The following is a 13,492-nucleotide window of genomic DNA, read 5'->3' on the forward strand; positions in this document are numbered from 1 at the left end:
GACAGAAAAAAACGTTGATGGACTCTTAACCAGCTGCATAACTGATGTTGGACAACCTATGAAAAAAGCTTTGATTGCTGTCATTGAGGATGAAGTCGACATCCGCGAAGTACTGGAATACAACCTCGAGCGGGAAGGCTATCGGGTGATCAGTGCTGCCGACGGGATTCATGGACTCAAACTGGTGCTAAGCGAACAGCCAGACCTGGTACTTCTGGATCTGATGCTTCCCGGACTTGGCGGCCTGGATATCTGCCGGAGGCTGCAAGCCAACGAGGAAACCAATGCCATTCCGATCATCATGGTTTCCGCCCGCGGCGAGGAAAGCGATATTGTTGTCGGACTGAAGCTGGGAGCCGATGACTATATCGCCAAACCTTTCAGCCCCAAGGAACTGCTGGCCCGGGTTGAAGCGGTCCTTAGGCGGGGAGTCCTGCGGGAGGGAAAAGAGCTGCCGGAACGCCTCCAATACCAGGGTCTCACCATCGATCTGGCCCGCCATGAAATACTGGTGGACAATCTACCGGCAACCTTGACAGCGACGGAGTTTAAACTGCTCCACTTTCTGGCCAGCCATCCGGGACGGGTATTCACCCGGGATCACCTGCTGAACCATATAACCGGCGGCAATGAATTTATCATCGACCGGAACATCGATGTCCATATTCAGTCGATTCGCAAAAAACTGGCTGATCATCGCAATTACATCGAGACAATCCGCGGAGTTGGCTACCGGTTCCGCGATCAAAAGGGTTGATGGAAGACACCATGCTGCGTTCACGCCTGTTATGGAAAATCTATACCGTTTTTGCCGTCGCTATTCTGCTGTCCGCCGTCATCGTTGGCAGCTTGGTCATCAAGCACCTGAAGCATGATACCCACAGTGACATTCAAAACTCTCTCCAGGCCCAGGCCGCCTTACTGGCCGAGCTGGCCACCCCTTACTTTGGAAAGTTTTCCGACAAGCGGCTTTTGCAGCAGAAAGTCCACGCCCTGGGTGGGGAAATCGGTACCCGGCTGACGGTCATCAGTCCCGATGGCATTGTCCTGGCCGATTCGGAAAAAAATCCGCAGGCAATGGACAACCATGGGAGCCGTCCGGAAATCATGGAATCCCGCTACCATGCCTGTGGCGTCGCCCTGCGGCTCAGCGACACCCTGAAGACCCAGATGATGTATCTGGCCCGCGCTGTCTATGCCAACCAGGAACTGCTTGGTTATGTGAGAAGTTCGCTGCCCCTGGCAACCATTAACCAGCAGCTCGCCAGAATCAGGTGGCTGGTTGCCTCCAGCATCGGTCTCATAACCGTGACCGCCCTCCTGCTGGGCTTTTTTCTGGCCCGACATTTTATTCGACCATTAACCAGGATGACCGAGATGGCCGAAGCCATGGCAGAGGGGAACTTTGACGGCAAGCTGAAGATACAGCGCAAGGATGAGGTCGGCAGGCTTGCCCAGTCCCTCAACCGGATGGCAGTCAATTCCCGCCAACGCCTGGAAACCATCAATACCGATCGCCATAAACTTAATGCCATCCTCGCCAGCATGACGGAAGGGGTGGTGGCGGTAAACCAGGATAAACAGATTATTCACATAAATGACGCCGCCGCCAGACTTTTAGCAGTTGACCCGGCAACCTGTTTCGGCAGATCCATCTGGGAAGTGAGCAGGCGACAGCCGCTGTGCGACATCCTTGCCAGTGACAGCACGACTTTGCAAGAAACAAAAACCTCCATGAAGATCTCCTATGGAACCAGAAATCAGGAAATTGAAATCCATGCAGCCCCCCTGAAGGATGGTTCCGGACAGCCGGTGGGCGCTATGGCGGTGCTGCACGACGTCTCCGAGCTGCGCCACCTGGAAACTGTCCGCCGTGATTTTGTCGTTAATGCGTCCCACGAGTTGAAAACCCCCATTACCGCCATCAGGGGACTGGTGGAAACCATCCTTGATGACTTCGATCACATGTCCCCGGAGCAGCAGCTTCTCTTTCTCCAGAAGATCCGCAACCAGTCAGTTCGGCTGTCAGCAATCGTTGTTGATCTCATGGCCCTTTCCCGCTTTGAAACCCGGGATGATCTGATGCTCACCATTCCCCTTGACTTGGCAGACATCGCTACCCAGGCCATCAAAAGTCTGACCCCCTCGGCTGAGGAAAAGGAGCTGCAGCTTGATCTGGAGTTGGCTGAAATACCGCTGGAATTCATTGGCGATGAAGACGCTATCACCCAGGCAGTCACCAATCTACTTGATAACGCCATAAAATACACCCCCCCGCATGGTCATGTCTGGGTACGCTTGCGAACCTTTGGCAATGAGGCAATAATCGAAGTGGCAGACAACGGCATCGGCATTGAACCAAAAGATCAACAGCGTATATTTGAACGCTTCTACCGGGTCGACAAAGCCCGTTCGCGTGAGCTCGGCGGCACCGGGCTTGGCCTTGCCATTGTCAGGCATATTGCTATGGTCTACCGCGGCCGGGTTGAAGTTGAAAGTGTCCCGGGCCGGGGGAGCACCTTTCGCCTTATCCTGCCGCTGGCACCCGAAAATACGGGTCAAAAGTAAAACTGTGCTACATAATCCTTTTTACAGGAGCAAGGGAATGTCCAAACATCTAGAGCGGGAGCTGAATTACCTCAACAAAGAGTTGATGAGCATTGCCGCCATGGTTGAGAACGCAACGGAAAAGGCCCTGACTGCACTGGTGGAACGTCGTGAAGAACTGGCCAGGGAGGTCATTGAAGAAGATTATCTGATCAATGACAAAGAGGTAAAGATTGAGGAAGAATGCCTGAAAATTCTCGCCCTGCACCAACCGGTGGCCGTCGATCTTCGTTTTGTCATTACCGTCCTCAAAATCAACAATGATCTGGAGCGGGTCGGAGATCTGGCAGTCAATATTGCCGAACGAGCCGTGTATCTGGCCGCCAAAGAGATGCTGACGGTAACCCTCAATTTCCCCAAAATGGCTGCCGGCGTCAAGGAAATGCTGCAAGGCAGCCTTGATGCCCTGACCAGCAGGGATACCGACCTTGCCCGGCGAGTCATCGCCATGGATGATGCCATTGATGATGCCAACCGGGAAATGTACCTGGCTTTGCGGCGCCTGATGCGGGACAATCCGGCAACCATCAACAGAGCCCTGCACCTGGTTTCCGCCTCCCGTCACCTGGAGCGGATTGCCGATCTGGCCACCAATATCGCCGAAGATGTCATCTACATGGTTGAAGGCGAAGTTGTCCGCCACAAAGCGGCAAATTTTCTCAAGCTCGAAGATAAAGAGTAGCCCAATCTGCAGTCCCCCTTCTTCTACTCCCCATAGCAGGGGCAGTAACACAATGCTAAGCTACCCAGCTTCGGCTGTCATAGCAGATGCCCTGCAGATTTTTTTGGCAGGGCCGTTTTTCCTGCCCATCTTTATCATACCTTTATCTTTTCCTGTTATTGTTTCGCAGATTGTTTCCTAGAACCATTTTTTCACGCTCCACCATGAGATAGTATGTCTTCACTCTTGATTTTTGCTCTGCTGTGTCTGACCGCCACTGCTTACGTACTCGGACGCCAACGTTCGCTGAAGGCTGCTAAGCGGGCCGGCGGCATCAGCAAGCTGCATTCACGGCCATCATACTATGGAACCTTGGTCGCTCTCTGGTGCGGCCTGCCGGCTTTTTTGCTCTACGGCATCTGGCAGGCAGGCGAGTCAAGCATCATCACCCGCCTGGTTACCGCCTCCCTGCCGGAACACATCCGCTCACTGCCGGCCAATGAGCTGGGCCTGCTGATGAATGACGTCAAGAATATGGTCGCCGGCAACATTGTTTCATCGCACATGAACCAGGAAATGCTTGCTGCCGCCGAACATTATCGCTCACTGCTGTCCATAAGCCATGCGACCATTGCCGTTCTGGTGCTCGTTCTGGCGATCACCGCAACGCTCCTTGTTGCCCGTTGCATCAAACCGACGATGAGAGCCCGCAATCAGGTTGAAAAGGTCATGAACCTTCTGCTGCTCGCCTCATCAACGCTGGCCGTGTTCACTACCATCGGCATTGTTTTATCAGTCCTTTTTGAAGCCATCCGTTTCTTCAGAACGATTCCTGTCAGTGATTTCCTTTTCGGACTCACCTGGAGTCCGCAGATGGCTATCAGAACCGACCAGGTAGGCTCTTCCGGAGCGTTCGGAGCGGTGCCGATTTTCACCGGCACTTTGATGATTGCCGGGATCGCCATGATGGTAGCTGTTCCCTTGGGACTGATGTCAGCCATCTACCTGTCGGAATATGCCCGTCCTGCCGCACGTACGGTCGTCAAACCGCTTCTGGAAATCCTTGCCGGCATTCCAACGGTGGTCTATGGCTTTTTTGCCGCCCTGACCGTTGCCCCCCTGGTGCGTGGTTTCGGCAGCCGCCTCGGGCTTGACGTGTCATCGGAAAGTGCCCTGGTTGCCGGGCTGGTTATGGGAATCATGATTATTCCGTTTATCTCCTCCCTTTCCGATGACGTCATCAATGCGGTACCTCAATCTCTGCGGGACGGAGCTTATGCCCTGGGGGCCACCACATCGGAAACCATCCGCCAAGTGGTGATTCCGGCTGCATTGCCGGGAATCGTCAGCGGCGTCCTGCTGGCTGTTTCCCGGGCCATCGGTGAAACCATGATTGTCGTCATGGCCGCCGGCCTGAGTGCCAACCTGACCGCCAATCCCATGCAGGCGGTGACCACCGTAACCGTTCAGATTGTCACCCTGCTGGTGGGCGACCAGGAATTTGACAGCCCCAAAACATTGGCGGCTTTTGCCCTTGGTCTAGTGCTCTTCATCATCACCCTGGTGCTCAACATCATCGCTCTACAGGTGGTCAAAAAATATCGTGAACAGTATGAATAACGCACAGCCGACGAGAAGACCTGCCTATGAAATTGTCCAGGCCGGGCTGAGGAAACGCTACCGGGCTGAACGACGGTTCCGTTTCCTCGGAGGAGCGGCCATTGTCATCAGCCTCATGTTTCTGGCCATCCTCTTTGCCGACATCTGCGGGAAAGGCCTGCCGGCGTTCAGGCAGACACACATCAAGCTGCCGGTTTATTTTGATGCCGCCCTGCTCCCGGCCAATCAACTGGAAAAGGCCGATTACCAAAGCCTGGTAAAACAGGCCTGCCGCACCCTTTTCCCCGACGTGAAAGATCGACGGCAAAAACGGGCGCTTTACGGACTGGTCAGTTCCGGTGCCGGATTTAAGCTGCGGCAGATGGTGCTTGACAACCCGGCAATGATCGGCACCACCCGGGAGGTCTGGGTAGCGGCCGATGATGGTGTGGATATGCTGACCAAAGGGCAGCTGCAAGGGAATACTGATGGTGGGCGTTTTTCACCAGCCCAGTTGAGCTGGATAGGTCAACTGGAGGATAAGGGACGCCTCCGGCGGCAGTTCAACGTCGCCTTGTTCACCAACGGCGATTCCCGGGACCCGGAACTTTCCGGTGTCTGGGGAGCCTTCTGCGGCTCCTGTTTTACCCTGCTGGTTACCCTGATGCTCTCATTTCCTATCGGGGTTGCCGCAGCAATCTACCTCGAGGAGTTTGCCCCAAGAAATCGCTGGACTGAATTTATTGAGGTCAACATCAACAACCTAGCGGCCGTACCCTCGATCATCTTTGGTCTTCTGGGGCTGGCGGTCTTCATCAATTTCTTTGGCTTGCCGCGTTCGGCACCACTGGTGGGTGGGTTCGTCCTGACGCTGATGACCTTGCCCACGATTATCATCGCCGGCCGGGCAGCCCTGAAGTCGGTTCCGCCGTCGATCAGGGAAGCAGCCCTGGGCATCGGGGCATCACATATGCAGACGGTCATGCATCACGTCCTGCCGCTGGCCATGCCCGGCATGCTCACGGGCACGATCATCGGCATGGCCCGGGCCCTGGGGGAGACCGCGCCCTTATTGATGATCGGCATGGTCGCTTTCATCGTTGACATTCCCACACGTTTTACCTCGCCGGCAACCGCGTTGCCGGTCCAGATCTACCTGTGGGCCGACAGTCCGGAACGGGCCTTTATTGAGCGGACATCAGCGGCAATCATTGTTCTGCTGCTGTTCTTGATTACCATGAACGCCACAGCGGTTTTTTTACGGAAGAAGTTTGAGCGCCGCTGGTAAACAGCTTTTTCTGAACCCTGAGGGTAGTGGACCCGACGGGCAGCGGATAAAGAACAAAAAAATAAACATACTATGGAGGAAAAAAATGAAGAGGAAACTTTTACTCGTTGTTGCGGCTCTGCTCCTGTCAATGCCTACCGGCATGGCCATGGCAAGCTCGGCAAGGGATTACATTTCGATTGTCGGCTCCTCGACAGTGTATCCCTTTGCTACCGTTGTCGCCGAGCAGTTCGGCAAAACCACCAATTTCAAAACACCAAAAATTGAATCAACCGGTTCCGGCGGCGGGTTGAAGCTTTTTGCCGCCGGCATCGGCGTCCAGCACCCCGATATCACCAATGCCTCGCGGCGGATTAAAAAATCCGAGTACGAACTCTGCCAGAAGAACGGCATCAAGGACATTGTTGAAATCAAGATCGGCTATGACGGCATTGTGGTAGCCAATGCCAAAGCGGCGCCAACTTTCCACCTGAGCAGCAAGGACCTTTTCCTGGCCTTGGCTAAAGAGGTGCCGAATCCCGCTGGCGGCGAACAACTGATCGCCAACCCCTACACCACCTGGAAGCAGATTGACGCCAACCTGCCGAATATCAAGATCAGGGTTCTTGGACCACCCCCGACTTCCGGCACTCGTGATGCTTTTGTTGAACTGGCAATGGAAAGCGGCGCTAAATCAATTGCCTGGCTGAGCGATGTACGGAAAAAAGACAAAAAACGCTTTACCGCTATTGCCCACACCATTCGAGAAGACGGCGTTTACGTCGAAGCAGGCGAAAACGACAACCTGATTGTCCAAAAACTTGAGGCCGACCATGATGCCCTGGGCATTTTCGGTTTCAGCTTCCTTGACCAGAATGCCGACAGGGTCCAGGGGTCGTTTGTGGATAACGTCGAACCGACCTTTGCCAACATTGCGGACAGCTCTTATCCGGTTTCACGGGCGCTTTACTTTTATGTCAAAAAAGCGCATGTTGATGTCATTCCCGGTATGCGGGGCTACCTGGAAGAATTCAGCAGCGAAAAGGCTTGGGGTGAAGAGGGCTATCTGAGTGAACGAGGCCTGATTCCCATGCCCAAGGCCGAACGTGACCATTACCGACGCGTGGCAACCGAACTCTTGCCGGTTCTTTCAGCTGATGATTTCAAATAATTATTCCCGGCGGCTGTTGGGGGCGGCAAATCCGCCTCTGACAGCCGCACCCATCATGTTACGTACAGGATTAATCATGGAAGGCAGCTGCACATGTCCCGCAGACAAAGGACTGGATCGTTCAGAAGAGCCGGTCAAAGGAAACCGCCGTGCTCCGGTAAATCGTGAATCACGCAAAACCGTCGGCACAGCGCTGGTGGAAAACCCGCGGATGGCCTGCCGGCAGGTACATGTCCATTACGGCGACAAACAGGCCATCAACAATGTTTCCCTGGATCTTGCCAGCAACGAAGTCATCGCCATGATCGGTCCGTCCGGCTGTGGTAAATCCACATTCCTGCGCTGCCTCAACCGAATGAATGACACCATTGACAACTGCCGAGTCAGCGGGACCATCACCCTTGATAATGAAGATATTTACGATCCGGCTTTGGATGTCGTGCTGCTGCGGGCCAAGGTCGGCATGGTATTCCAGAAACCCAATCCCTTTCCCAAGTCAATCTGGGAAAATGTCGCATACGGCCCGCGGATCCACGGACTGGCTGCTAGCCGGAGTGAACTTGATGATATCGTAGAGGAATCGTTAAAGAAAGCCGGGCTCTGGGATGAAGTGAGCGACCGGCTGGATCAGCCCGGGACCGGACTTTCCGGTGGCCAACAGCAGCGGCTCTGCATCGCCCGTACCATCGCCGTCAGCCCGGAAATTATTTTGATGGATGAGCCCTGCTCAGCCCTTGACCCCATCGCCACCGCCCGGATTGAAGACCTCATTGGCGAGCTGAAAGAAAATTTCACCATCGCCATCGTCACCCACTCCATGCAGCAGGCCTCCCGGGTCTCCCAGAGAACCGCATTTTTTCACCTGGGCGACCTGATTGAAGTGGCCCCCACCCGACAGATGTTCACCAACCCCCGGCACCAGCTCACCGAAGACTACATCACCGGCCGCTTCGGCTGATGCACCAACTTTTTCAAACGCACCATTTTTTTCTGTCTTACAGGAACTTTTCTCTACATACCCCCTATTTTTTGCTATCACCACCTTAAGTCAATGAATTTTACTCTTATAGCAGTAAAATTAATTGACTTAACAGACATCATATACTAATAAATAATAAATCAAATAAAAATCACTCTATATGGGGAATATATGCAATACCAACTAGCTAGCATTATTCATTTTCATCGACAACAAAGTGGGTTAAGCCAGCAGGAACTTGCTGAGCTGGCAGGGGTAGGAAAAAATTTAGTCTATGAACTGGAAAAAGGGAAACAGACGGTCCGGCTGGAAAACCTCTTAAAGGTTCTGCAGGCACTCAATATCGAACTTGATTTCATAAGTCCGCTCAGAGAAACTTATTTGCAGGCACACCGTCATGCGAACTGCTGATATATTCTTCCAGGATATCCTTGCCGGCCACCTCCAAGAGCAGGAGGATGGCCGGGGGTACAGTTTCGCATACAGGCCTGGATATGGCGGCCCCCCCATCTCCCTGACCATGCCGGTGCAAACGGAACCTTATATGTTTAATGATTTCCCCCCTTTTTTTGACGGTCTGCTACCGGAAGGGGTGCAACTGGATGCTCTGCTGCGGCAAAAAAAAATCGACCGAGATGATCGGTTCAGGCAACTGGTGACCGTTGGCGGCGATACCGTTGGCGCGGTAACCATAACCGAGACATCATGAACCGTTGCCCCATCACCTATGAGCCCTGCGAAGGACTGTATTCCAACAAAGGGCTGAAACTTCTCTCACGGCAGCTCACGGGGCTGCAGGCGCTCCCTTTTGCGGCCCATGAGCTGCGGCAGGAAGCTGCCGCCCGGGCCGGGAAGATGTCGATCCAAGGCATACAGCCAAAGCTTTCAGCCCGGCTGCTGGTTAAGGAACAGCGATTTGACTTGGTTGACCTTGGTGGCAGGTATATTCTCAAACCCCAGACCGCCGACTATCCTGAAATACCGGAGAATGAGGATCTCACCATGCGCTTGGCGGCCAAAGTCGGGATTGAGGTCCCACTGCACGGTTTGATCTATGGCAAAGACAGAGCCATGACCTATTTCATCAGACGTTTTGACCGAACCGGCCGGGGGAAAAAATACCATGTGGAAGATTTTGCCCAACTGGCGGGGCGAACCAGAGACACGAAATACCGATCAAGCATGGAACAGATAGCCCAGCTGATTGATACCTACTGCACCTTTCCAGCCATCGAAAAATTGAAGCTTTTCCGTCTGACCCTGTTCTGCTTTCTGGTGGGCAACGAAGATATGCACCTGAAAAATTTCTCCCTCCTGCGCCATAATGACATCATCTCCCTGTCGCCAGCCTATGACCTGCTGAACACCACCATTGCTCTGCGGCGACCGGTAGATGAATTGGCTTTGCCGCTCAATGGCAAAAAAAATCAGCTCACCTACAAAGACCTGATCAATTATTTTGCCAAGGACCGTTTGAAACTGGCAACCCAGGTGATCAACAAGGTTCTGTCCGTATTTGCCGCTACAGAGGCGGAGTGGCATTCATTGCTCCATAAGAGTTTCCTCTCTTCAGTGATGAAAGAACAATACCTCCGGGTTCTCAGCGAACGCTGGGCGAGAATCTTCCAGCGACGCTGAAAGATTCTCGCACCATCCGCCGCCTCAGCCGGAGGTGGTCTCCTCCTTTCGGGCATTCTGGAAGAGATAGGCGAAGTTGACCGGTTCGAGCAGAAAGGGCGCGAAACCACCGTCCACCGTCGCCTGGCTGATAATCTGCCGGGTAAAGGGGAACATCATGGTCGGTGCATCAACCGCCAGCACCACCTCTCGCTGTTGTTCAGGAATATTTTTCACCACAAAAACGCCACAGTGCTCGATCTCAGCAAGAAAAATTGTTTTATCATTTTCCCCTGCCTTCATCGTGGCGGTGATGGTCAGCGAAACTTCCCAGTAATCACCCTCAAGTTTTTTATTTTTCAACCCTAGATGGACTTCCATTTCCGGTTTGCCGGTTTCCTGAAAAATATCAGGGGCATGGGGGTTTTCAAAGGACAGGTCTTTGACATACAGTTTCTGTAATCGAAGATATGGTGTTTCACCATCAGTTTTCTTCAGGCGCTGTGCAGACATGGTTTTTTCCCTTTCCTGTTAAAGATCAACGTTACCACCACAGGTGATGATGCTGTTTTCTTATGGCAAATATGGCCTTGATGTCAAGGAAGATAGCATGGAATGATTTGAAAACTCTAAAAGGTCAGCATGCTGATCTCTGAAACCTGATTACCAACGGAAAAATTTAGGCTTTCCGGATGGAAAACAAATATGCTATGCTTTCAGGGTTGTTTTCAGCCCGTACATTCGCTCAATGGTGGCAACAATCCCGGCAGACTGACCCCTGAACCCCTGCGAGGTGCAGTTATGGCAAGAATAGGCAGAAATGATCCCTGTCCCTGCGGCAGTGGCCTGAAATACAAAAAATGCTGTCTTGGCAAGGCGGGCAGCCATATCCTGGCGGCGGCGGAAAAAAACAAGGAGGCGTCCCTCGGGGAGAGGATTGCCACCCTGCAGGAGAAGGCGGTTGCCGGACAGCAGTCGCTTTACACGCTGGGGGCATTTATCCTCTTCACGACAACAGCCGGAGATGGCTGGGTACTGGACATTACTGAAATGGACGCAGTACAAGTTGCCAGCAATGGAACAATACTGGATATTGTCATTGACGAAAGCCCTGAAACCATTGAAATCAACTGGACCAATCGTTTCGCCATTAAAGAGAGGAATTTTGTCACCACCTCCTATGCCGACAATACGGTCAGGACATGGGAGGGCTACCCTACTCACGGCATTGCCTCAGCCATGAAGAAAGTAAAGAAAAAATTCACCCCGGAGATGCTCCAGAGTATCCATCACGATGAGGATGAACCGGACATTGACCATGAACTCTAGATGGTAATGCAAGCTGATCTTTGACCTTGACAAAAGAGCCAATGCAACGGAAAAGAGGATAGTCAATGGTGGTTCCTCTGCGTCAGCCATCCCTCACGCTGGCACTCTTTGCTGCCTGCCTGCTGTCCCTGTGGGGCTGTGCCGGCCTTTCTCCCTGCCCCTCTGCAACCGCGGACAAGCTGGCTGAACATGCCGGCTTACAAAAACAGTTTATTCAGTCCGGGAACTTTGAGCTGTTGACCTACAGCCGGACAACCGCACCGGGAGCAGCGCTGACCATCTACATCGAAGGGGATGGTAGTGCCTGGCGGACCAGACGCTGCCTCTCATCCGATCCCACCCCGAAAAACCCAGTGGCACTGAAACTGGCACTGCTAGATCCGGCAGAAAATGTTGTCTATCTTGCCCGCCCCTGCCAGTATGTCATCAAAGCTGGAAAAGGCAACAACTGCAGTACCGGCTACTGGTCCACGAAAATTTTTTCACCACCGGTGATCGAGGCCATAAATCAGGCCTGCTCAATCATGAAAAAGCAGGCCGGGGCGAGGGAAATTCATCTGGTCGGTTATTCCGGCGGCGGTGCAGTAGCAGTGCTGACCGCGGCCCGGAGAGACGATATCCTCAGCATCCGCACGATCGCCGGCAATCTTGACCACCAGGAAGTCTGCCGCCAGCATCATATTTCGCCCTTGATCGGCTCATTAAACGCCATCGATGCGGCAGAAGTAATCAAGAATATTCCGCAAATTCATTTCTCCGGCAGCCGGGATCGGATCATACCCCCAGCAATTGTCAAACGTTTTATCGCCCGGCAAACCGAACCCAGATGTTCGAAGATAGTTCTGGTACGAAACGTTGATCATCATAAAGGGTGGCAGGAACAATGGCCGACACTGCTCAGGATGCCCTTGCCCTGCACTCTACCAACACCTGACAGAGAGTAAGCGCCGCTTATGGCTTTGTAGTACCATCCTCGATGGGATTATGCATGGCAGATATCAGAAGACAACCAACAAAGAGCAAAGGAGACAGTATGGACAAAAAAAGCTTGGTAATCGGCATCCTGTTGGCCACCATCTTCTTTCTAGCGACCGGATTCAGCGGCGGAAAGGGGAGCTATGAAGCGTTTGCCACCGGCAAGGGGTATGCGATACTGAACTGCGAAACGGGAGTATTGAAGACCTTTATTCCGGCAGAAAAAAACCGCTTTTTCACGGTGGAAATCAACTACGAAAAGGAATCGTTCACCAGGAAATTGGGGCAGGTTCACAACATGAAAGAATGATCTTCGCCGATCACATCCTCCAGGGGCTCCCGGTTAACATAGCGTTTCAGGTTCGCCAGCCACATCTGGCTTGCCCGCTGGCGGAAAAAAGGTGATGACCAGGCAATGTGGGGGGTGATAAAAACATTCGGCAGATCCCAGAAGGGATCATCCGGCGGCCACGGCTCTGCCGGCAGGACATCCAGGCATGCTTGACCGATGGCCTGTTCCTGCAGCGCCACGCGCAAATCTCCCAGATCAACGATCTGGCTGCGGGCAACATTGATGAGGGTCGCGGTGGATTTCATCAGCTGAAATTCGCGCCGCGCCATAATTCCTCTGGTCAGCGGGGTAAGCTCCAAGGCGAGGACAACAACATCCGCCCGGGGCAGAAACCTTGGCAGATCAGCCAAGGTTCCCTGCTGATCAACATCCGCCACCGGCCCAGGGGATTTCCTTATCCCCAGAACATGCATGCCGAAGGCCTTGCAAAACCTGGCCAACGGTTGCCCCACATGCCCGAGACCGACAATCAGGACGGTTGTTCCCTGCAGACTCTGCAGGGGCAGCCGCTCCCAGCGATGCTGGCTTTGGTGAAAAGAGAGGCTGCCAAACCGCTTTGCCGTCCAGAGCATCAGACCAATGACAAATTCCACCACCTCATTGGCGTTGGCTCCGGGGCTGTTGGTCAGGATAATATCTTTTGCTATGATGCGTTCGTAAAAGTCACCGTCGATACCTGAATTTTCCGTATGGACCCATTTCAGGGCTGATATCTGGAGCAGTGCTTCTTTGAATGGCGGACAGTAGGCATCGCCGATCAGAACGGCAAGTTCGCAGTCGGCCGGCGATGACGACCAGCTCCCGTCCGGCTCGAAAAGGGCCCAGGAGGAGTGCGGCACGACACACTTGACCTGTTCGGCATACTGATCGTGGAATGATCTGGCAGCGGCAATTTTCATAAACGTACGTGGAAGGCCTTAACCTTGTCCATAATG

Annotated in this window: 15 protein-coding genes; 13 read left to right on the forward strand and 2 right to left on the reverse strand. The window is 53.4% G+C overall.

The features are described from left to right. Nucleotides 1–58 precede the first annotated feature (58 nt). From JXO50_03905 to JXO50_03950, 10 genes are all read left to right on the forward strand, one after another. Nucleotides 59–757: a response regulator gene (locus JXO50_03905; GenBank protein MBN2332233.1), complete on the forward strand. Its 699-nt coding sequence runs from the start codon at nt 59–61 to the stop codon at nt 755–757. A gap of 11 nt (nt 758–768) precedes the next feature. Beyond that, entirely contained in the window at nt 769–2,568 is a 1,800-nt protein-coding gene (locus tag JXO50_03910) for a HAMP domain-containing protein (protein MBN2332234.1), read from the forward strand. Between the two features lie 37 nt (nt 2,569–2,605). Next, complete coding sequence (gene phoU / locus JXO50_03915; GenBank protein MBN2332235.1) at nt 2,606–3,289, forward strand: phosphate signaling complex protein PhoU; 684 nt, start codon at nt 2,606–2,608, stop codon at nt 3,287–3,289. Between the two features lie 213 nt (nt 3,290–3,502). Further along, nucleotides 3,503–4,888 carry a phosphate ABC transporter permease subunit PstC gene (pstC, locus tag JXO50_03920; protein MBN2332236.1) on the forward strand — a complete coding sequence of 462 codons (1,386 nt, stop codon included), beginning with the start codon at nt 3,503–3,505 and terminating at the stop codon, nt 4,886–4,888. Next, nucleotides 4,881–6,155, forward strand: a complete 1,275-nt coding sequence (pstA, locus tag JXO50_03925; protein MBN2332237.1) for a phosphate ABC transporter permease PstA — start codon at nt 4,881–4,883, stop codon at nt 6,153–6,155. The genes pstC and pstA overlap by 8 nt, the downstream gene beginning before the upstream one ends. An 85-nt stretch (nt 6,156–6,240) precedes the next feature. Next, nucleotides 6,241–7,305: a substrate-binding domain-containing protein gene (locus tag JXO50_03930; protein ID MBN2332238.1), complete on the forward strand. Its 1,065-nt coding sequence runs from the start codon at nt 6,241–6,243 to the stop codon at nt 7,303–7,305. 76 nt (nt 7,306–7,381) lie between these two features. Next, a complete protein-coding gene (locus JXO50_03935; GenBank protein MBN2332239.1) occupies nt 7,382–8,263 on the forward strand; it encodes a phosphate ABC transporter ATP-binding protein in 882 nt (293 codons plus the stop codon). 192 nt (nt 8,264–8,455) lie between these two features. Then, nucleotides 8,456–8,695: a helix-turn-helix transcriptional regulator gene (locus JXO50_03940; protein ID MBN2332240.1), complete on the forward strand. Its 240-nt coding sequence runs from the start codon at nt 8,456–8,458 to the stop codon at nt 8,693–8,695. Continuing rightward, nucleotides 8,682–8,993, forward strand: a complete 312-nt coding sequence (locus JXO50_03945) for a HipA N-terminal domain-containing protein (protein ID MBN2332241.1) — start codon at nt 8,682–8,684, stop codon at nt 8,991–8,993. The genes JXO50_03940 and JXO50_03945 overlap by 14 nt, the downstream gene beginning before the upstream one ends. Then, complete coding sequence (locus JXO50_03950; GenBank protein MBN2332242.1) at nt 8,990–9,922, forward strand: HipA domain-containing protein; 933 nt, start codon at nt 8,990–8,992, stop codon at nt 9,920–9,922. Before JXO50_03945 ends, JXO50_03950 begins: the two co-directional genes overlap by 4 nt. Before the next feature lie 24 nt (nt 9,923–9,946). Here JXO50_03950 and secB read toward each other — a convergent pair whose 3' ends face one another. After that, entirely contained in the window at nt 9,947–10,414 is a 468-nt protein-coding gene (secB, locus tag JXO50_03955; protein MBN2332243.1) for a protein-export chaperone SecB, read from the reverse strand. Nucleotides 10,415–10,702: 288 nt separating this feature from the next. Here secB and JXO50_03960 point away from each other — a divergent pair, with 288 nt between their 5' ends. From JXO50_03960 to JXO50_03970, 3 genes are all read left to right on the forward strand, one after another. After that, complete coding sequence (locus JXO50_03960) at nt 10,703–11,230, forward strand: SEC-C domain-containing protein (GenBank protein MBN2332244.1); 528 nt, start codon at nt 10,703–10,705, stop codon at nt 11,228–11,230. 119 nt (nt 11,231–11,349) lie between these two features. Continuing rightward, nucleotides 11,350–12,174 carry an alpha/beta hydrolase gene (locus tag JXO50_03965; GenBank protein MBN2332245.1) on the forward strand — a complete coding sequence of 275 codons (825 nt, stop codon included), beginning with the start codon at nt 11,350–11,352 and terminating at the stop codon, nt 12,172–12,174. 89 nt (nt 12,175–12,263) lie between these two features. Further along, nucleotides 12,264–12,515 (forward strand): hypothetical protein, encoded by a 252-nt coding sequence (locus JXO50_03970; protein ID MBN2332246.1) that lies wholly within the window; start codon nt 12,264–12,266, stop codon nt 12,513–12,515. Here the strand turns inward: JXO50_03970 and JXO50_03975 are convergent. Beyond that, nucleotides 12,497–13,456, reverse strand: coding sequence for a D-2-hydroxyacid dehydrogenase (locus JXO50_03975; GenBank protein ID MBN2332247.1), 960 nt, complete (start codon nt 13,454–13,456; stop codon nt 12,497–12,499). The genes JXO50_03970 and JXO50_03975 overlap by 19 nt on opposite strands. Nucleotides 13,457–13,492 lie beyond the last annotated feature (36 nt).

Origin of the sequence: Candidatus Anaeroferrophillus wilburensis (assembly GCA_016934315.1) — a bacterium.
GTDB lineage: Bacteria > Desulfobacterota > Anaeroferrophillalia > Anaeroferrophillales > Anaeroferrophillaceae > Anaeroferrophillus > Anaeroferrophillus wilburensis.

Excerpts from the sequence above, each read along its gene's own strand:
- pstA (MBN2332237.1), top strand. The coding sequence starts at position 4,881 with ATGAATAACGCACAGCCGACGAGAAGACCTGCCTATGAAATTGTCCAG.
- JXO50_03950 (MBN2332242.1), top strand. The coding sequence starts at position 8,990 with ATGAACCGTTGCCCCATCACCTATGAGCCCTGCGAAGGACTGTATTCC.
- JXO50_03940 (MBN2332240.1), top strand. The coding sequence starts at position 8,456 with ATGCAATACCAACTAGCTAGCATTATTCATTTTCATCGACAACAAAGT.
- JXO50_03930 (MBN2332238.1), top strand. The coding sequence starts at position 6,241 with ATGAAGAGGAAACTTTTACTCGTTGTTGCGGCTCTGCTCCTGTCAATG.
- pstC (MBN2332236.1), top strand. The coding sequence starts at position 3,503 with ATGTCTTCACTCTTGATTTTTGCTCTGCTGTGTCTGACCGCCACTGCT.
- secB (MBN2332243.1), bottom strand. The coding sequence starts at position 10,414 with ATGTCTGCACAGCGCCTGAAGAAAACTGATGGTGAAACACCATATCTT.
- JXO50_03970 (MBN2332246.1), top strand. The coding sequence starts at position 12,264 with ATGGACAAAAAAAGCTTGGTAATCGGCATCCTGTTGGCCACCATCTTC.
- JXO50_03960 (MBN2332244.1), top strand. The coding sequence starts at position 10,703 with ATGGCAAGAATAGGCAGAAATGATCCCTGTCCCTGCGGCAGTGGCCTG.
- JXO50_03910 (MBN2332234.1), top strand. The coding sequence starts at position 769 with ATGCTGCGTTCACGCCTGTTATGGAAAATCTATACCGTTTTTGCCGTC.
- phoU (MBN2332235.1), top strand. The coding sequence starts at position 2,606 with ATGTCCAAACATCTAGAGCGGGAGCTGAATTACCTCAACAAAGAGTTG.
- JXO50_03945 (MBN2332241.1), top strand. The coding sequence starts at position 8,682 with ATGCGAACTGCTGATATATTCTTCCAGGATATCCTTGCCGGCCACCTC.
- JXO50_03935 (MBN2332239.1), top strand. The coding sequence starts at position 7,382 with ATGGAAGGCAGCTGCACATGTCCCGCAGACAAAGGACTGGATCGTTCA.
- JXO50_03905 (MBN2332233.1), top strand. The coding sequence starts at position 59 with ATGAAAAAAGCTTTGATTGCTGTCATTGAGGATGAAGTCGACATCCGC.
- JXO50_03975 (MBN2332247.1), bottom strand. The coding sequence starts at position 13,456 with ATGAAAATTGCCGCTGCCAGATCATTCCACGATCAGTATGCCGAACAG.